Source organism: Nocardioides sp. TRM66260-LWL (assembly GCF_020075545.1).
GTDB lineage: Bacteria > Actinomycetota > Actinomycetes > Propionibacteriales > Nocardioidaceae > Nocardioides.
Genome location: NZ_JAIQZK010000001.1, coordinates 1,136,483 through 1,152,900, shown reverse-complemented (window position 1 = coordinate 1,152,900; position 16,418 = coordinate 1,136,483). Strand labels below are relative to the sequence as shown.

Genomic DNA, 16,418 nt, shown 5'->3' with positions numbered 1-16,418 from the left:
CCTCTCGGCGAGGCCGTCCTCGCCGCGCTCCCCCGGAAAGCAGGAACGGCGGCCCGAGGGCCGCCGTTCCTGGTCGTGTGTCCGAGGGGGGACTTGAACCCCCATGCCCAATAAGGGCACTAGCACCTCAAGCTAGCGCGTCTGCCAATTCCGCCACCCGGACGAGTGCGGTGGAACAGTAGCGCAACGCAGGCCCGGCGCCGCAAATCGGGGCGTCGTCCCGGCGTCGCGCACCGGTCGCCGCGGCGTCACCTCATGAACCCCAGGGGCCTCAGCCGGCCCGCTCCGGGGAAGATCCGGCTGCGGTCGACCTCGGGGAACCGGCGGTCGACGACCTCGGCCAGCACGTGCCGGTAGTCGGTGGTGACCGCGAGGTCGCCGTCGACGAGCCGCGAGGCCGAGAGGCCGGGCCAGCGGGCGTAGTAGCCGCCCTTCACGCCGCCCCCGAGCACGAACATCAGGCCGCCGTAGCCGTGGTCGAGACCTCCCCCGCCGTTCTGCTGCAGCCGTCGCCCGAACTCGCTGACCGTCACGACCGTCACCCGGGAGGCGGCGTCGCCGAGGTCGGCGAAGAAGGCCTGGAGGCTGCGTGCGAGGTCGTCGGTGCTGGCCTCCAGCCGCCCCGACAGCCCGACGTGGTGGTCCCAGTCGCCGGAGTCGACGGTCAGGGTGCGCACGCCGACGCCGCTGCGGATGAACGCCGCGCCCGCCTGGAGCGCGCGGCCGAGCGGCGAGGACGGGTAGCCAGCGGCGGCGAGTCGGGACGGCTGGTAGGCCTTGCGCACGGGGGCCGCGCGATCGACGACCGCGAGCGCCTGGCGACCGGCGCGGGCGACGGCGTCGTCCGAGCCGCTGTGCAGCCGGCGCAGGGCGGCACGCACGGCGCGTCCGTCGGCGGCGCCGGCGAGCGGGGTCCGCAGCGCGAACGGATCGGGCACGGCGATCGTCGGCGCGCTGCCGCGCAGCTCCTGCGGCAGCAGGGTCGAGCCCGACTGGACGCCCTCCAGCGGCCCCGCCGAGGAGTGCAGGCCGTCGACGAGCCGGTTCAGCCAGCCCGAGCGCAGGCTGCCGCGCGGGTCGGCCTGCTCGAGCTCGAGCATCGCCTCGAAGTGCGAGCGGTTGGGCGACGGCATGCCGACCGCGTGCACGGCGGCCATCCGACCCGATCGCCACAGGGGCAGCAGCGGAGCGAGGCTCGGGTGCAGCCCGAAGTGGTGGTCGGCCGCGAGCAGGCGCGACCGCGGGATCGCGATGCCGGGCCGGGCGGCGTAGTACGCCCGCTCGGCGTGCGGGACGACCAGGCTCAGGCCGTCCGCGCCACCGCGCTGAGAGACCACGACGAGCACCCGCCCGGATCCGCCGGCCGCGAAGGTCGGCGTCAGCACCGCGTCGGCTAGCAGCCCGCCGCCCGCGAAGGCGATCGCGGCGCCCCCGACCACGGCGCGCCGGCTGATCGTCCCGGGGCCGGGGCAGTCGCACCCGGGGGTCGCGACGGCTTCGTCGTGGCTCATCGGCGCACTCCTGACGGGTCGTTGAGGACGGTGCCGCGCACCAGCCGGTAGACCCGCTGGTCGACCTGGCCGGGTCCGGTGAACAGGTGACCGGGTCGCAGGCCGAGCACGTCCGCGACGGCGTCGACGAGGCGGGCGCTGGCGTGCCGGCCGAGCAGGAGCACGGTCTGCTGCTCGACCAGCGCGCGCAGCGTCACCGGCCACCGGTCGGGCAGCTGGGTGAACGGCTCCGGCGCGACGGCCGCCTGTCCCGACGCGCTCGAGACGGTGGTGAGCTCGTAGTGGGCCTGCCAGCCGCGCAGCATCCGCGCCGGCCCGAGATAGGTGCGCGAGCGCTCCGGCCAGCCGTCCGGCGCCGGCCAGCGATAGCTGACCTGGCCCATGTCCTCGGCGTAGGACACCAGGCGGTGCACCAGGGAGCCGGTGCCGGCGCCGAGGGGCCGCAGCCCGAGCGCCCGGGCCGAGCGGACGACGTCGTCGCCCGGCAGCCGCGTGAGGCCGCCCGCCGACGCGGCGAAGGCCGGGTGCCGCACGAGCGCGCGCAGGGTGCTGGGCAGGTCGCTGCGGGCGGCCAAGTAGGCAGCGGCGACGTGTCGCACCAGGGCGGGGTCGGGCTCGTCGGCCACGAACCGCTGGCACAGCCGCGTGGCGACCCGGCGCGCGGTGGCCGGGTGCAGCGCGGCGTAGTCGAGGAACGCCCGCACGGCGGCCCGTCCGTCGCGATCGGCGTTGCGGTGGGTGAAGCCGAGGATCCGGACGGTGCCGGTCTGGTGGCGCGCGGGGTCGTAGCCGCAGGTGTAGAGGGTGGTGCGGTCGTCGATGGTGAAGCCGGTGAGCAGCCGGGTGAGCTGCTTGACGTCGCTCTCGCGGTAGGCGCGACGGCCGACGGTGTGCAGCTCGAGCAGCTCGCGCGCGTGGTTCTCGTTGACCGCGCCGCGGGCGTTCTGGTCGCCGTTGAGGTAGACGACCATCGCGGGGTGCACGGTCGCGGCCTGGAGCAGCGCCCGGTAGCTGCCGAGGGCGCGCGGCCGGATGACGTTCTCGTCGAAGTCCGAGCGCCAGGGGAACGGACGCCCCGAGACGGCCGGCACGTAGAGCAGGTTGGAGGCCCAGTCGACCATCCGCTCGTAGACCTGCCGCTTGCTCAGCAGGCGGCGGGCGAGCGTCCGGGCGATCACCTCGGTGTCGGACTGGTAGGCCGAGCGCGCGCCGCCGCCGGCCAGCAGGGCGGCGGTCGGCGGCGGGTTGTTGAGCCCCGGGAACCAGGTCGGGATCGCCGCGACCAGTCCGTCCTCGGCGACCTCCCCGCGGAGCTGGCGGTCGAACCACGCGCGGGCCGATCCGGCGCTGCGCACCTCGTCGGCCAGCGACGGCGTGATGCCGTAGGAGAAGCGCTCCAGCAGGTGCCGATCGGCGGCCGGGAGCACGGTGGGAGGGGCCACGGGGAGGGACTCCTGCGACGTGAGTGGGAGCGAGGGCGCCCGGGACACCCGGGGACCGCTCTGTCCCCGGAGACGCCGTGGCTCACACTAGGGGCGCCGCGCCGTCCCGGGGCGGAATCGTCCGAACCGAGGGAGACCCGTCCCCATGGCCGTCAGCGCGCCGCAGCCCCTCGTCATCGGCTTCGTCGAGGGGGCGACCCCCGACAAGTGGGCGCGGACGTGGCGCGAGCGTCGTCCCGAGCCGCTGGAGCTGATGCCGCTCGCCGCCTCCGAGCAGGACGAGGCGCTGCGCTCGCGGCGGGTGGCGATGGCGCTGGTGCGACTGCCCGTCGACCGCGACGGCGTGCACTGCATCCCGCTGTACGAGGAGCGGCCCGTGGTGGTCGCGGGGCGCGAGCACCTCGTCGTGGCGGCCGCCGGACCGGACGACGAGGTGACGCTCGCCGACCTCGCCGACGAGCAGCTCGTCCGGCCGCTCGACCCCGGGCACGGGCCGGAGTGGGCCGACTGGAGGCCGGCGGCCGAGCAGCTCGCCTGGCCGCCGATGAGCGCCGCCGAGGCCGTGGAGACCGTCGCCGCCGGCACCGGCGTCGTCGTGCTGCCGATGGCGCTCGCGCGCCTGCACGCCCGGCGCGACGTCGTCACGCGTCCCGTCGCCGACCTGCCCGGCACGCGGGTCGGGCTCGCGTGGCTGGTCGAGGACGACGACGACCCGCTGCGGCAGGAGTTCATCGGCATCGTGCGCGGCCGCACCGCGCGGTCCTCGCGGGGCTGAGCCGCGCGTCGGCCGGGCTGACTACGCTGCGGCGGGTGCCCTTCCTCTCCCCCGGCGACGCCGCGCGCTCCGCCTCCCTCCTGCGGACGGCGTTCGCGCAGCGCTTCGGCCTCGAGGCGGACGTCGTGGCGCGGGCGCCCGGACGCGTGAACCTGATCGGCGAGCACACCGACTACAACGGCGGTCTCGTCCTGCCCCTGGCGCTCCCCCACGCGACCCTGGCCGTGCTGCGGCTGCGCGAGGACGACGTCGTCCGGTGCGCGAGCACGGACGTCGACGAGCCGTGGAGCGGACGCCTCGACGACCTCGCGCCGGGCGGCGAGCGTCCCGGCTGGGTGGGGTACGCCGCCGGCGTCGCGTGGGCGCTCGGGACGCCGCGCGGCTTCGACCTGCTCGTCGACTCCACCGTGCCGTCCGGTGCCGGGCTGTCGAGCTCGGCGGCGCTCGAGTGCGCCGTCGGCACGGCGCTCCTGGCCGCCACGGGAGCGCCGCTGGACGACCCGGCCCGGCGCTCGCTGGCCCGGGCCGCCATCCGCGCCGAGACCGAGGTCGTCGGTGCGCCCACGGGCGGGATGGACCAGACCGTCGCCATGCTGGCGGAGGCCGGGTCCGCCCTGCTCGTCGACTTCGAGGCCGACGAGCCGAGCGCCACGTCTGTGCCGCTCCCCGCGGACGGCTGGGTCTGGCTGGTCACCGACACCCGCGTCAGCCACGCCCTCGTCGACGGCGGCTACGCGGCCCGCCGGGCCGACTGCGAGGCAGCCGCCGCCGCGCTCGACGTCCCCAGCCTGCGCCGCGCGGAGATCGACGCCGTCGAGGCGCTGCCCGACGAGCGGGTGCGCCGCCGGGCCCGCCACGTCGTCACCGAGATCGCCCGGGTCGAGGACGCCGTCGCGGCCCTCGCAGCGGGCGACCTGGACGCGTTCGGCGCCTTGATGGACGCCTCGCACGCGTCGATGCGCGACGACTTCGAGATCTCCTGCGCCGAGCTGGACGCGGCCGTGGATGCCGCCCGGGGCACCGGCGCGATCGGCGCCCGGATGACCGGCGGCGGCTTCGGCGGCTCGAGCGTGGCCCTCGTCCCGGCTGAGCGGGCCGAGGGCGTCGCGGCGGCGATCGACGCCCGCTTCGCCGCCGACGGCTTCGCGCCGCCGCAGCACCTGCGGGCCGTCGCCTCGGCGGGGGCGCAGGTGCTCTGAGGCCGACGTCCCCGCCCAGCGGTCCGGCGGCTCAGAGACGGCCGCGGATCTCGCAGTCGAGCGCGCGGGAGCCGGCCTCGACCCGGTAGTCGACCCGCTGGCTGGGCTCGACCCGCAGGGTCAGGAGGTCGGCCCGCCCGTGGGCGTCGGTCTCGTAGAGGCCGTCGCCGCTGGCCGTGGAGTGCGTGCCGCCCGGGTGGGTGCGGCTGATCGAGGTGCCCAGTCCCCCGGTCTCCCGCGGACGCGCGCCCTCGAGGCGCACGCGCAGCAGCCGCACGCCGCGGGCGTCACGGTGGATGCGGGCGACCAGGCGTCCCTGACCCCGGCAGGCGCTCGCGCGCTCGAAGGTCGAGCCGGCGGCGCGGTCCGGCACGGCGCCCGCGATCGTGCAGGCACCGGGCCGGCCGAGATCGACGTCGAAGGTCGTGCCCGCACGGAAGGGCGCGACGCGCAGCTCGGTGCTCGTCGAAGCGCCGCGGCGGTCGAGCGTGACGTCCCCCGTCCGGGCCGCGCCCCCGGACGAGTGCGCCGTCTGCGGTCCTTGCACGGAGAGCTGGAGCGGGATCCGCGCGTGTGGTCGGCCGTCCCGCACGGCCGCCCGGACCCGCACCGTGGTCGGCGAGAGGCGATCGACGCGCACGACCAGCCGGCCGAGCCCCTCGCAGGTGCGGGCACGGATGGCCGAGGATCCGGCCCGCTCGGCCGAACCGGCCGGGGCGCCGTCGGCCGGCGCGCCGAACGACGGGACGAGCAGGACGGCGGGCACGAGCGCAGCGAGCAGGGCGCGACGAGGGAGCAGCATGGGGGCACCTTCCGAGAGCGTGGGATGGCGCCACCCTCGCGTCCCGGCCCCGTCCGGTCAACGGACGACGGTCGGCGGACCAGACGTCTGCCGGCTAGAGGTCCTTGCCCAGCGCGCACCGGGTGCGCTCGGACGTCGCGACGACCAGGTACTCCGCGTAGCGCTGCGCCGCCGCGACGCGCCGTGCGCCGAGATCGCCATGGCCCTGGTCGTCCAGCAAGACGGTCGCCGTCCGCACGCTGGGCGCGGAGTCGCCCCGCGAGCGCTTGATCGCGAACGAGACGGCGAGCCGGTCGCCGGGCGCTCCGTCGTCGACGCGGGCACTCACCCGGCGGGTGCCGTCGGAGAAGTTCTGCACGGTGGTGCGGAGGACGCCGCCGTGCGAGCAGCGCTTCGCCCGATGGACGCGGGGCGGGCCCGCGCGCAGAGGGATCGTGCCCGACGCGGCGTCGCACGTCGCGCCACCGTCGTCGAGCACCCCGCGGAACGACGCGTCGTCGCTCCTTGCCGAGAGCCCGAAGATGGCGTCTCCGGTGCTGTTCCCCTGCTCGTCGAGCTGCGGATACCACTCGCTGGAGCCGTCGCCGCCCGGCTGCGTGAGTCGGTAGGTCAGCCGATGGCCCGGCGGGCCGCCGCGCAGGGCCAGGTACAGCGTGGCCCGCGCCGGGGTGTCGCGCTGCACGCGTCCGACCAGGTGGCCGAGCGCGCCGCAGTCGGCGTCGATCAGCCGGGTCGAGGGATCGCTCGCGCGGGCCGACGGGCCCGACGATGCCGACCGGGCGGAAGGGGCCGCGGAGGCCGCGGCGCCCGCTCCGCCGAGCAGGACGGCTGCGGTCGCGAGGAGCGCGGCGGGACGGGACGGGCGGGACGACGGGCGCACGGGGCCTCGATTCCGAGAGGACGGGACGTTGCGACGCTAGCCCCCGCACGCCCTCCTCGGGCGGGAACGGACGAACGGCCCGCCCCCGCGGCAGCGGGGACGGGCCGTCGTCATCGAGCCGGTCGACGACCGGCGCGGCTCATGTCAGCTCACTTCAGCTCGGCGCTGGAGAGGCCCAGGATCCGGCGGGCGACGATGAGCTGCTGGATCTGCTGGGTGCCCTCGAAGATGTCGAGGATCTTGGAGTCGCGACCCCACTTCTCGAGCAGCTCGGCCTCGGAGTAGCCGAGGGTGCCGCAGAGCTCGACGCACGAGAGCGTGACGTCGGAGCCGACACGGCCGGCCTTCGCCTTGGCCATCGAGGCCTCCAGCGAGTTCGGCTGACGGTTGTCGGCCATCCACGCCGCCTGCATCATCAGCAGCCGGGCGCCCTCCCAGTCGGACTCCATCTGGAGGAACTTCGCCGCGGCGGCCGACTGGTTGTAGGCCGGCTTGTCGTAGTCGATCTCGACGCCGGCCTGCTCGAGCAGGTCGCGGGTGAGGTCGAGGGCGGCGCGGGCGCAGCCGACGGCCATCGAGGCGACCAGCGGGCGGGTGTTGTCGAAGGTCGCCATGGCGCCGGCGAAGCCCTGCTTGACGTCGATCTCCGGCGAGCCGAGGAGGTTCTCCTTGGGCACGCGGCAGTCGTCGAAGATGATCACCGCGGTGTCGGACGCCTTGATGCCGAGCTTGTGCTCGAGCCGCTCGACGCGCATGCCGGGCGTGCCCTTCTGGACGACGAAGGACTTGATCGCCGCGCGTCCCAGGGACTTGTCCAAAGTGGCCCAGACGACGACGGAGTCGGCGCGGTCGCCCGAGGTGACGTAGATCTTCTCGCCGTTGAGCACGTACTCGTCGCCGTCGAGGACGGCGGTGGTGGAGATGTTGGCGGAGTCCGAGCCGGTGGCCGGCTCGGTGATCGCCATGGCGGCCCAGGTGCCGTCGAAGCGCTTGAGCTGCTCCTCGTTCGCCACCGAGGCGATGGCGGAGTTGCCCAGGCCCTGGCGCGGCATCGAGAGCAGCAGGCCGACGTCGCCCCAGCACATCTCGGCGATCGACATGACCGAGGCGAGGTTGGAGCCGTTCTTGTTGCCGGCCGGCTCGCCCTTGTCGTCACGCCGGACGCCCGCGGCGCCCGCGCCCTCGCCCGCGCCGGACTCGGAGAGCCCGTCGATCATCGCGGCGAGCATGTCGAGCTCCTTGGGGTACTCGTGCTCCGCGAGGTCGTACTTGCGCGAGATGGGCCGCAGCATGTTCATGGCGACCTGGTGGGCCTGGTCGCGCAGCGGACGGAACTTCTTCGGGTCCTCGAGGTTGATGGCCATCAGACCAGCACGCTCCCTTCCATGATGCCGATGGCCCGCAGGTCGCGGTACCAGCGCTCGACGGGGTACTCCTTGGTGAAGCCGTGGCCGCCGAGCAGCTGGACGCCGTCGAGGCCGATCTGCATGCCCTTGTCGGCGCACGCCTTGCGGGCCAGGGCGACCTCGCGGGCGAAGTCCTGGCCGGCGGCCGCACGACCCGCGGCCTTGTAGGTGAGCAGGCGCATGGCCTGCAGCTCGATCGCGATGTTGGCGACCATGAACGCCACCGACTGGCGGTGGGCGATCGGCTCGCCGAAGGCCTGCCGCTCCTTGACGTAGGGCGTCACGAAGTCGAGCACGGCCTGGGCGGTGCCGACGGCCAGGGCGCACCAGCCGAGGCGGGAGAGCCGCACGCACTCGGTGTAGGTGGAGCCGTCGGTCTCGCCGAGCACGGCGTCGGCCGGGACGGCGACGTCGGTGAGCGAGAGGCGGGTCAGCGAGGCGGCGCGCAGGCCCATGGACGGGTCGGCCTCGACCTCGAGGCCGGCGGCCGAGCTCTCCACGAGGAACAGCGCGGGCTTGCCCTCGAGCAGCGCGCCGACGACGAACAGCTCGGCCTCGGCGCCGCGGACCACGCCCGCCTTCACGCCGTTGAGGACGAAGCCGTCGGCGGTGCGGGTGGCGGTGGTCGACGGCTTGAGCACGTCGAACAGGACGGTCGGCTCGGCGAGGGCGAGCGCGGCGGCGGGGACCTCGTCGCCGGTGAAGGCCGGCAGGTAGGTCTGCTGCTGCGCCTCGGTGCCCCACAGGCCGAGCGCGGTCGCGACGGCGCCGGGGGCGAGGACGGCGAGCGCGAGGCCCATGTCGCCCTTCGCGAGCGCCTCGGCGACGAGGGTGCCGGCGACGGCGGAGCGCTGCTCGGCGATGCCGCCGAGCTCCTCCGGGACGCCGAGGATCGGCAGGCCCAGCTCGAGGCCGGCCTTGAGCAGGTCCTCCGGCGCGGCGCAGGCGTCGTTGGCCTCGGAGGCCGCGGGCGCGAGCACCTCGCCGGCGTACTCGGTGACGACGTCGACGAGCATCTGCTCGTCCTCGTTCGGGGTGAGGTCGAACTGGCCGCTGGCCGAGGCGGTGCCGACCCGGACGCCCGGCTTGCTGCTGGAGCCGGCCTTCGCGAACGCGCGGCCCGCGGCCGTGGCGGTCTTGAAGCCGCTGCGGGTGACGGTGAAGACGGCCTGCTCGGTTTGCTTGCGCAGGCCGACGCGGTCGAGCACGTCGCTCTGGGCGAGCTTGTTGAGGGCCAGGACGGCCAGGCCGATGGGGTCGCGCGTCTCGCTGCTGGAGAGACCGTGCCTGCCGCCGGGCGCCCAGCCCTTCGGCAGCTTCGGAAGGCTCTTGGAAAGGCTCATGCAGCAAATGTAACTCAGAGTTACACGTCGGACTACAGCTTCGGCCGACCGGATGCCGTGCGCCAGGTCACACCGGCGCGCCGCGGGCGCGGTCGACGCGCACTTCCACTCGTAGGATCGCCGCCATGCCGAGCGACCCGTCCGCCGACCAGCCCGACTCCCCCGCGGCCCCGGGCCCCGACCACACGCCGTACAGTCCGCTGCCCGAGGGCGGCACGGTGCGCCCCATGACGCGGTGGGGCACGCCGGTCATGCACCGGCCGCAGGCGAGCGTCACGGCCTTCGACGAGGCGCTGCGGGCGCTGGTCGCCGACATGACCGCCACCATGTACGCCGCCGACGGCGTGGGGCTGGCGGCCTGCCAGATCGGCGTCGACCAGGCCGTCTTCGTCTTCGACTGCCCCGACGAGTCGGGGCGCCGCACCGCGGGCGTCGTGTGCAACCCGGTGCTCGAGCTGCCCGAGGGCCGCGACCGTCGGCTCGACGACTCCGAGGAGGGCTGCCTGTCGTTCCCCGGCGCCTTCGAGCCGTGCGCGCGTCCCGACCTGGCCACGGTGCGTGGCCAGGGGCTGGACGGCGAGCCGGTCGAGTTCTCCGGGGACGGCCTGCTCGCCCGCTGCCTGCAGCACGAGACCGATCACACCCTCGGCACGGTCTTCGGCGACCGGCTGCCGGCCAAGCGCCGCAAGCGGCTGCAGAAGGAGCACGATCGGCTCGCGGAGGAGTACCCGCCGCACTGGCCCGCCGAGGCCTGAGCGAGCCGGCCGACCACGCCGCGACGCGACGAGGCCCGCAGGTCCCCTCCCCTCAGTGGGGACCTGCGGGCCTCGTGCTCGAGCGGGTGTGGCGGACCGCCCGGGTGACGCCGCCCCGGGTCGCGGGGCCGACGTCGTCGATGACTCCACGCTAGGCGGGCGGGCTGAGACCTCTCTGAGCACCCGATGAGCGATGCCTGCGAGTCCGGCGTCAGGCCCGGCCGTCGCGGGGCCGCAGCGCGTGGAAGGCGACGGCGGAGGAGGCCGCGACGTTGAGCGAGTCGATGCCCGCGGCCATCGGGATGACGATCTCGAGGTCCAGCAGCCGCCGCGCGCGCTCGGTGAGGCCGTGGCCCTCGGTGCCGAAGACCAGCGCCAGCCGGGCCGGAGGGTCGGCGGCGACCTCGTCGATCGACACCGACGCCTCGGAGAGCGTCATGCCGGCGACGACGTACCCACGATCGCGCAGCGCGGCGACGCCGTCGGCGAGCGGGTCGAGGCGCGTCCACGGCAGCTGCAGGGTCGCGCCCATGGAGACCTTCACCGCGCGGCGGTACAGCGGGTCGGCGCAGGTGGGGTCGAGCAGCAGGGCGCCGACGCCGAGCGCGGCGGCGTTGCGGGCCAGCGCGCCGACGTTGGCGTGGTCGACGACGCCCTCGAGCACGGCGACCCGGGCGGGGTCGCCGGACAGCACGTCGTCCAGCGACGGCAGCGGCAGGCGGTGCAGCGACGCGAGCGCCCCGCGGTGGACGTGGAAGCCGGTGACCCGCTCGGCGAGGTCCTCGCCGACGACGTAGCAGGGCGCGTCGGAGCTCGCGAGCACGTCGGCCAGGCCGTCGAGCCAGCGCGGCGCCATCAGGAACGAGCGCGGCCGGTGGCCGGCGAGCACGGCGCGTCGCACCACCTTCTCCCCCTCGGCGAGGAACAGCCCGTGCTCGGCCTCGAGGTGGCGGCGCAGGCTGACGTCGCGCAGGTCGCGGTAGTCGGCCAGGCGCGGGTCGGCGGGGTCGGTGATCTCGACGAGCTCGGCCATCGCTCAGGCGAACCGCTCGGGATGCGCGACCGCCACGACCTCGCCGATCACGATGATCGCCGGCGGACGCACCTGCTGGGCGAGCAGCTCCTCGGCGAGGGTGCCGAGCGTGGCCAGCACGGTGCGCTCCCCCGGCATCGTCCCGTCGCAGACCACCGCGACCGGCGTCGCGGCGTCGCGACCGCCGGCGAGGAGCACCTCGGCGATCCGCGGCGCGTTCTCGACCGCCATCATCAGCACGAGCGTGCCGCGCAGGCCCGCGAGCGCCTCCCAGCGGGTGAGCGACTCCGGGTGCCCCGGCGGCAGGTGCCCCGACACGATGGTGACCTCGTGGGCGACGCCGCGGTGGGTGACCGGCAGCCCGGTGACGCCCGGCACGGCGATCGGGCTGGTGACGCCCGGCACGACCGTGACCGGGATGCCCGCCTCGCGGCATGCGAGCACCTCCTCGTAGCCGCGGCCGAAGACGAAGCTGTCGCCGCCCTTGAACCGGGCGACCCGCAGCCCCTGCCGCGCCTTCTCGACGATGACCCGGTTGATCTCCTCCTGGCTGGTGGACCGCCCGCGCGGCAGCTTGGCGACGTCGATCAGCTCGACGTCGGGGCTCAGCTCGCCCAGCAGCTCGCGCGGCGCCAGGCGATCGGCCACGACGACGTCGGCGGCCATGAGCGCGCGGCGTCCGGCGAGCGTGATCAGCTCGGGATCGCCGGGGCCGCCGCCCACGAGCGTGACGCCGGGGACGCCGACCCCCGCCTCGTCCTCGCCGAGGTCGCCGGTGTCGTCGGGACGCCGGGCGCGCAGGGCGTCGAGGACGTCGTCGCGCACCGCCGCGGAGAGCCGCGGGTCGCGGTTGGCGAGCACGGCGACGCTGACGCCGTCGTGCCGACCCGTGGCGGGCGTCCAGGCGGTCGCGGCGCGCGCGTCGTCGGCGCGCACGCAGAAGACGCGCGCCCCCTCGGCGAGCTCGGCGACGCGGGCGTTGACCGCGGGGTCGTCGGTGGCGGCCAGCACGTACCAGGCGTCGTCGACGTCGGCGTCCTCGAAGGGACGCGGCGCCCAGGTGAGCTCGCCCGCCAGGCCCTCGAGCGCAGGGGTGACCTCGGGACTGACCAGGAGCACGTCCGCCCCGGCCGCGAGCAGCTGGGGCACGCGCCGCTGCGCGACCCCGCCGCCGCCGACCACCAGCACCCGGCGTCCCTGCAGCCGCAGGCCGACGAGGTACGGGGGCGGGGTCGGGTCGAGGTCGGGGGTCACGGGTCCCATCATCGGGCCTGCGCGCGGACGGACCGGCATCCGGGCCGGCCCCGGACGTCCCTCCCGACACGGGTCAGCCGGCCGGCAGCGGCAGCGTCGCCACCCAGACCGGACGCACGCCGGTGAGCCCGGCCACCGTGCCGGCGCGGTCGTCGGGATCGCCGGTCGGCGCCGTGGCCGCCGCCGGCGGGGCGAGCGTGCCGTCCGGCCCACCCGCGCGCCACCGCTCGAGCTCCTCGACGAGGAGGCGCTGCGGGCGACGTCCGGCGGGGGCGTCGAGGGCGACCGGCGGGTACCCGGCGTCGGTCGCGACCCCCGTGGCGGCCGCGACCGTGCGCCAGCCCGTGTCGGGGCCGCCGCCGACCTTCTGCTGCAGCGAGACCCGCAGGAACGGTCGGGCGCCCTCGGACGCGCCGCGGTGCACGCGGCCCTCGACCCGGGCGGTCACGGTCGTGCCGTCGCGGCGCACGGTGGCCCGGCGCTCCGGCAGCAGCAGGACGGGGTCCAGGGTGACGATCCGCGAGAGCCCGACGGCCGTGGCGAGGCTCGCCCCGGGCGCCGCCGCCATGAGCGGCTGGTAGCGGGCGATCGCCAGGCGGACGAACGTCCCGGCCGGCAGGTCGGCGAAGGCGAGGTCGACCCAGTAGGCGTCGCGCTCGGCGTCGTAGGCCACGTCGTGCATGCGGGCGGTGAACGTGCTGCCGGCCTTGAGGCTCGCGCCCAGCTCCTCGGAGATCGGCAGGCGGTCGACCTCGGTGCCCGAGACGAGCGCGCCGGTGCGGGGCACGGGGTCGCCGGCCCTCAGCGTCGGGTCGGCCCCGTAGGTGGTGACCAGCCGCTCCAGCCTCGTGCGGTCCTCGGTGCCGAGCGGGGTCTTGGACACCTCGGTGACGACCGCGAGCTGCTCGCCGTCGCCGCTTGACCACCACGGCCGCTCCAGCCACAGGCGCAGCCCGGTGCCGCGGCGCGCCGCGGTGGCCCCGGCGCCGTCGGCCGTGCCGGGCTCCACGCGGAAGGAGGGCACGGCGTAGCGCGGCTGCGGCGGCGCCGGGCGCACGGCCGAGCGCAGCGCGAGCTGGTAGGGCGCCGAGACCCGCAGCACCTCGCCCCGCACGGCCCGGGCGTCGACCTGGCCGGCGGCGACGGCGGCCGGCAGGTCGCCCAGGAGGCGCAGCGTCGGCCGTCCGGTGTCGGGGTCGAAGGCACCCTCGAGATCGGTGGCCGCGACGGTGGCCCCGCCGCGGACCAGCCGGACGCTCTCGACGTCGACGTCGTCGGGCAGGACCAGGTAGGTGCCTCCGTCGGAGCGCTGCGCCGCGAGGGCCGGGATGGGCTCGCGCCACTCGTCGACGAACCGCGAGGTCGCGACCGCCTCCAGGCTCGCGGTGATCCGGCGGGCGTCGGGCAGCACGAAGGTCGGGGCGAGGTCGAGCTGGGTCGTCACGCCGGTGCTCGCGCCGGGATCGAGGCTGCGGTCGAGGACGACGTGCCGCTGCACCTGCACGCGCCGCGGCGCGGGCGTGCCCGGCCCGTCGTCGCGCCACTGGCTCCACGACGCACGCAGGGTGAGCCGCCCGGTCGTCGTGCGATGGCAGCGCAGGCGGGTCGTCATCGGGGCGTCCTTGCGGCCGAGCACCCGGGCAGCCTTCGCCGACCCGATCGCGGGAGCCTCGAGGGGCGCGCGCACGGCGTGCACGATCTCGACCTCCACGCTCGGCGTCAGCAGCGGCGCGCCGCCGGCCGCGACCGTCGCAGCCCGCTGCTCGGCGGTGCCGCCGAGCCGGGACACCACGCCGTGGTGGGACAGCAGGTCGGGGGTCGGCTGGGCCCGGAGCCGGACGGTGCGGACCTCGCCGGGCGCCAGGGCCAGGCTGACGACCTGCTGGTGCTCGTCGCCGCCGAGGGCGTCGACCGTCACCGGGCCGGCCGGGGTCGGCGTGGCGGGCGCGGCGCGCAGCCGGAGGCCCACGGCGTTCCAGGCGCCGATCTCCGCGCGACCGCTGGGCGAGGCGCCGGGCGGCAGGAACCGCGCGGGGGTCGCGGGCGCGGCGTCCGGATCGACGACCACGCCGGTCGCCATCGGGTCGGGCAGCCAGTCGACCGGCAGCGGGTGGGGCTGGGCGTCGGGAGCGCCCTTGACGCCGCCGTCGGTGGGGCCGGGCGAGCCCGTGGTCGGCACCGGCGCCGCCCCGCCCGTGCCGGCCGGCGCCCCGAGGTCGGGCGGCGGCGCGTCCGTGGGCGGGGTCCGCGCGTCGAGGTCGGCGATGCGCTGCCAGGCCAGGGAGTCGGGCGCGTGGGAGTCCTCGGCGTCGAAGACGCCGTGGAGCAGGCCGATCTCGGCGGCCACCCGCGGCGGCACCAGCGTGCGCACCGAGGGCGTGCGCGGGCCGAGCCCGCTGGCGGGGTCGCTGCGCACGACCATCCGCCGCGCGGACTCGCCCGCGGTGAGGGACGGCGGGGCGAGGACGAGGGGCGCGGGCACGGGGTCCCAGCGCAGGTAGGGCGCCGGCGCCGTGGCCGGGGCGCCGGTCCAGGGGCCCATGCCGCGGCCGGTCAGGTCGACCGCCCGGGCGCGCAGGGCGTACGAGCGTCCGTAGCGCAGGGACGGCAGGCGCCCGTCCGCGCCGTCCGCGGCCACGGCGGGCACCGAGGCGTCCATCGTCAGCCAGGTGAGCGCGGGACGCTCCGGCCGGGCGTCCGGACGGCTGCCCTGCGGCGTCTGGATCATCTGGCCGCCCGGACGCGGCACCGCGACGCTCCAGCCGTCGAAGCGGGCGAGCACGTCGCTCACCAGCAGGTCCGGCGAGCCCGGCTGCTCCCGGCGGGCGGCGATCGTGACGGCCGCCTCGTCGACGGCCTCGAAGGCCAGGCCGCGCGCCGCGCCCTCGGCCCGGTAGCGGACGCGGCGGTGGCCCAGGCCGAACCAGGCGCCGGAGTCGGTCGGCGAGACCTGCACGTGGGTGCCGATGGCGAGGTCGTCGGCGTAGAGCAGGGGCACCTCGCCGGCCACGACGTCGGCGGCCACCGCGCGGGCGCGGGCGATCTGCGCCGAGACCCGGGCCGCGCGGCCGACCAGCGCCAGGGTCAGCCCGCTGCTGCGGCCGGCCGGCGGAGCGTCGGCCTTCCCCTCCGGCCCGGCCGCGGCGCCGAGCAGCTGGGCGGCCGACACGTCGGCGTCCAGGCTGTGCACGGTGAACTCGGGGCCGTCGACGCGGTAGCGCAGCCCGGCGTCGAGCAGCGAGTCGGACGCCGCCCGCGCGCGGAAGACGCTCGCGGTGAGCGTGCACGCGGTACGGGTGCGCCGGACCCGGGTCGTGACGCCGCCGCCCGGCGTCCAGCGGGCTCGGACGGTGGCCGAGGACGCCTTCGCGGGCGGCCGCGCGACCAGCTCGACGACCAGACCGAGCCGCTCGAGCAGCGGACCGTGATCGCCGAGCAGGGCCAGCCGGGCGTGCAGGTCGTCGTCCAGCGAGCCCCGGCCCGGGACGCCGCCGGCCGCGCGGCGGGGCCGGTGGAACCCGCGGAAGGCCGTGAGCGCCGCGGTCGGGGAGGCGGTGGGGCTGCGGTCGGGCTCGGGCGTGCGGACGGCGGCGGCCGTGATCGCGGCCCGGCCCGCGGCGGTCGCGCCGAGGGTGGCGCCGTCGAGGGCCGCGAGCACCGTCTTCTCCAGCGCGGCGTAGGAGTACCCGCGGACCTTGCCCGCCGGCGGCGGCGTGCCGTCGAAGGACACGACCGGCACCTGGGGCCGCAGGATCGCGGTCCAGAACGCCGAGTCGCCGGCGTCCACCACGTCGTCCGCCGCCGCCCAGGTGCGTCCGGCGTCCCAGGAGACCTCCCAGGCGAGGCTCTGCGCCGGCCAGTCGAGCCAGGCCGGGAAGTCGGCCAGGGTGGCGCCCGTGCCGCTGTAGGACAGGCGTGGCGAGACGTGCACGCCGATCCGGACCGTGCTGCCGCCCTCGGACCAGCCGCGGGGCACGGCGGTCAGGACGATCGTCTGGGTGCGCTTGGCGACCATCGG

The 16,418-nt window shown here is 76.4% G+C and carries 12 protein-coding genes and 1 tRNA gene; 3 read left to right on the top strand and 10 right to left on the bottom strand.

The window, feature by feature from the left end; translation table 11 throughout:
- Positions 1-78: 78 nt before the first annotated feature.
- From K8Z61_RS05520 to K8Z61_RS05510, 3 genes are all read right to left on the bottom strand, one after another.
- Positions 79-163 (bottom strand) — tRNA-Leu (locus K8Z61_RS05520).
- Positions 164-248: 85 nt separating this feature from the next.
- Positions 249-1,511 carry a DUF1501 domain-containing protein gene (locus tag K8Z61_RS05515; RefSeq protein ID WP_224127256.1) on the bottom strand — a complete coding sequence of 421 codons (1,263 nt, stop codon included), beginning with the start codon at positions 1,509-1,511 and terminating at the stop codon, positions 249-251.
- On the bottom strand, positions 1,508-2,953 hold the full coding sequence (locus K8Z61_RS05510) for a DUF1800 domain-containing protein (protein WP_224127253.1): 1,446 nt from the start codon (positions 2,951-2,953) through the stop codon (positions 1,508-1,510). Before K8Z61_RS05510 ends, K8Z61_RS05515 begins: the two co-directional genes overlap by 4 nt.
- 145 nt (positions 2,954-3,098) lie before the next feature.
- Between K8Z61_RS05510 and K8Z61_RS05505 the strand changes: the two genes are divergently transcribed.
- Together K8Z61_RS05505 and galK are read left to right on the top strand one after the other, a co-directional pair.
- Positions 3,099-3,728, top strand: a complete 630-nt coding sequence (locus K8Z61_RS05505) for a LysR substrate-binding domain-containing protein (RefSeq protein ID WP_224127251.1) — start codon at positions 3,099-3,101, stop codon at positions 3,726-3,728.
- Positions 3,729-3,763: 35 nt separating this feature from the next.
- Entirely contained in the window at positions 3,764-4,927 is a 1,164-nt protein-coding gene (gene galK, locus K8Z61_RS05500; protein ID WP_224127249.1) for a galactokinase, read from the top strand.
- A 31-nt stretch (positions 4,928-4,958) separates the two neighbouring features.
- On the opposite strand, the gene K8Z61_RS05495 is transcribed toward galK, so the two are convergent.
- The 4 genes from K8Z61_RS05495 to K8Z61_RS05480 all read right to left on the bottom strand — a co-directional run bounded on the left by K8Z61_RS05495 (position 4,959) and on the right by K8Z61_RS05480 (position 9,358).
- Positions 4,959-5,729 (bottom strand): hypothetical protein, encoded by a 771-nt coding sequence (locus tag K8Z61_RS05495; protein ID WP_224127247.1) that lies wholly within the window; start codon positions 5,727-5,729, stop codon positions 4,959-4,961.
- Positions 5,730-5,823: 94 nt separating this feature from the next.
- The gene (locus tag K8Z61_RS05490; protein WP_224127246.1) at positions 5,824-6,609 is read right to left on the bottom strand and encodes a hypothetical protein; all 786 of its coding nucleotides are present in this window, start codon (positions 6,607-6,609) and stop codon (positions 5,824-5,826) included.
- Positions 6,610-6,758: 149 nt separating this feature from the next.
- Positions 6,759-7,973, bottom strand: coding sequence for an acyl-CoA dehydrogenase family protein (locus K8Z61_RS05485; RefSeq protein WP_224127245.1), 1,215 nt, complete (start codon positions 7,971-7,973; stop codon positions 6,759-6,761).
- Positions 7,973-9,358 (bottom strand): acyl-CoA dehydrogenase family protein, encoded by a 1,386-nt coding sequence (locus K8Z61_RS05480; protein WP_224127244.1) that lies wholly within the window; start codon positions 9,356-9,358, stop codon positions 7,973-7,975. Before K8Z61_RS05480 ends, K8Z61_RS05485 begins: the two co-directional genes overlap by 1 nt.
- Positions 9,359-9,483: 125 nt before the next feature.
- Here K8Z61_RS05480 and def point away from each other — a divergent pair, with 125 nt between their 5' ends.
- On the top strand, positions 9,484-10,113 hold the full coding sequence (def, locus tag K8Z61_RS05475) for a peptide deformylase (RefSeq protein WP_374227904.1): 630 nt from the start codon (positions 9,484-9,486) through the stop codon (positions 10,111-10,113).
- Positions 10,114-10,324: 211 nt separating this feature from the next.
- Here the strand turns inward: def and K8Z61_RS05470 are convergent, their stop codons facing one another.
- The 3 genes from K8Z61_RS05470 to K8Z61_RS05460 all read right to left on the bottom strand — a co-directional run bounded on the left by K8Z61_RS05470 (position 10,325) and on the right by K8Z61_RS05460 (position 16,415).
- Positions 10,325-11,146, bottom strand: a complete 822-nt coding sequence (locus K8Z61_RS05470; protein ID WP_224127243.1) for an RNA methyltransferase — start codon at positions 11,144-11,146, stop codon at positions 10,325-10,327.
- Between the two features lie 3 nt (positions 11,147-11,149).
- The gene (gene cobA / locus K8Z61_RS05465) at positions 11,150-12,400 is read right to left on the bottom strand and encodes a uroporphyrinogen-III C-methyltransferase (protein ID WP_224127241.1); all 1,251 of its coding nucleotides are present in this window, start codon (positions 12,398-12,400) and stop codon (positions 11,150-11,152) included.
- A gap of 73 nt (positions 12,401-12,473) precedes the next feature.
- Positions 12,474-16,415, bottom strand: coding sequence for a hypothetical protein (locus K8Z61_RS05460; protein ID WP_224127239.1), 3,942 nt, complete (start codon positions 16,413-16,415; stop codon positions 12,474-12,476).
- Positions 16,416-16,418 lie beyond the last annotated feature (3 nt).

Excerpts from the sequence above, each read along its gene's own strand:
- def (WP_374227904.1), top strand. The coding sequence starts at position 9,484 with ATGCCGAGCGACCCGTCCGCCGACCAGCCCGACTCCCCCGCGGCCCCG.
- K8Z61_RS05460 (WP_224127239.1), bottom strand. The coding sequence starts at position 16,415 with ATGGTCGCCAAGCGCACCCAGACGATCGTCCTGACCGCCGTGCCCCGC.
- K8Z61_RS05485 (WP_224127245.1), bottom strand. The coding sequence starts at position 7,973 with ATGGCCATCAACCTCGAGGACCCGAAGAAGTTCCGTCCGCTGCGCGAC.
- K8Z61_RS05505 (WP_224127251.1), top strand. The coding sequence starts at position 3,099 with ATGGCCGTCAGCGCGCCGCAGCCCCTCGTCATCGGCTTCGTCGAGGGG.
- K8Z61_RS05495 (WP_224127247.1), bottom strand. The coding sequence starts at position 5,729 with ATGCTGCTCCCTCGTCGCGCCCTGCTCGCTGCGCTCGTGCCCGCCGTC.
- K8Z61_RS05515 (WP_224127256.1), bottom strand. The coding sequence starts at position 1,511 with ATGAGCCACGACGAAGCCGTCGCGACCCCCGGGTGCGACTGCCCCGGC.
- K8Z61_RS05470 (WP_224127243.1), bottom strand. The coding sequence starts at position 11,146 with ATGGCCGAGCTCGTCGAGATCACCGACCCCGCCGACCCGCGCCTGGCC.
- K8Z61_RS05480 (WP_224127244.1), bottom strand. The coding sequence starts at position 9,358 with ATGAGCCTTTCCAAGAGCCTTCCGAAGCTGCCGAAGGGCTGGGCGCCC.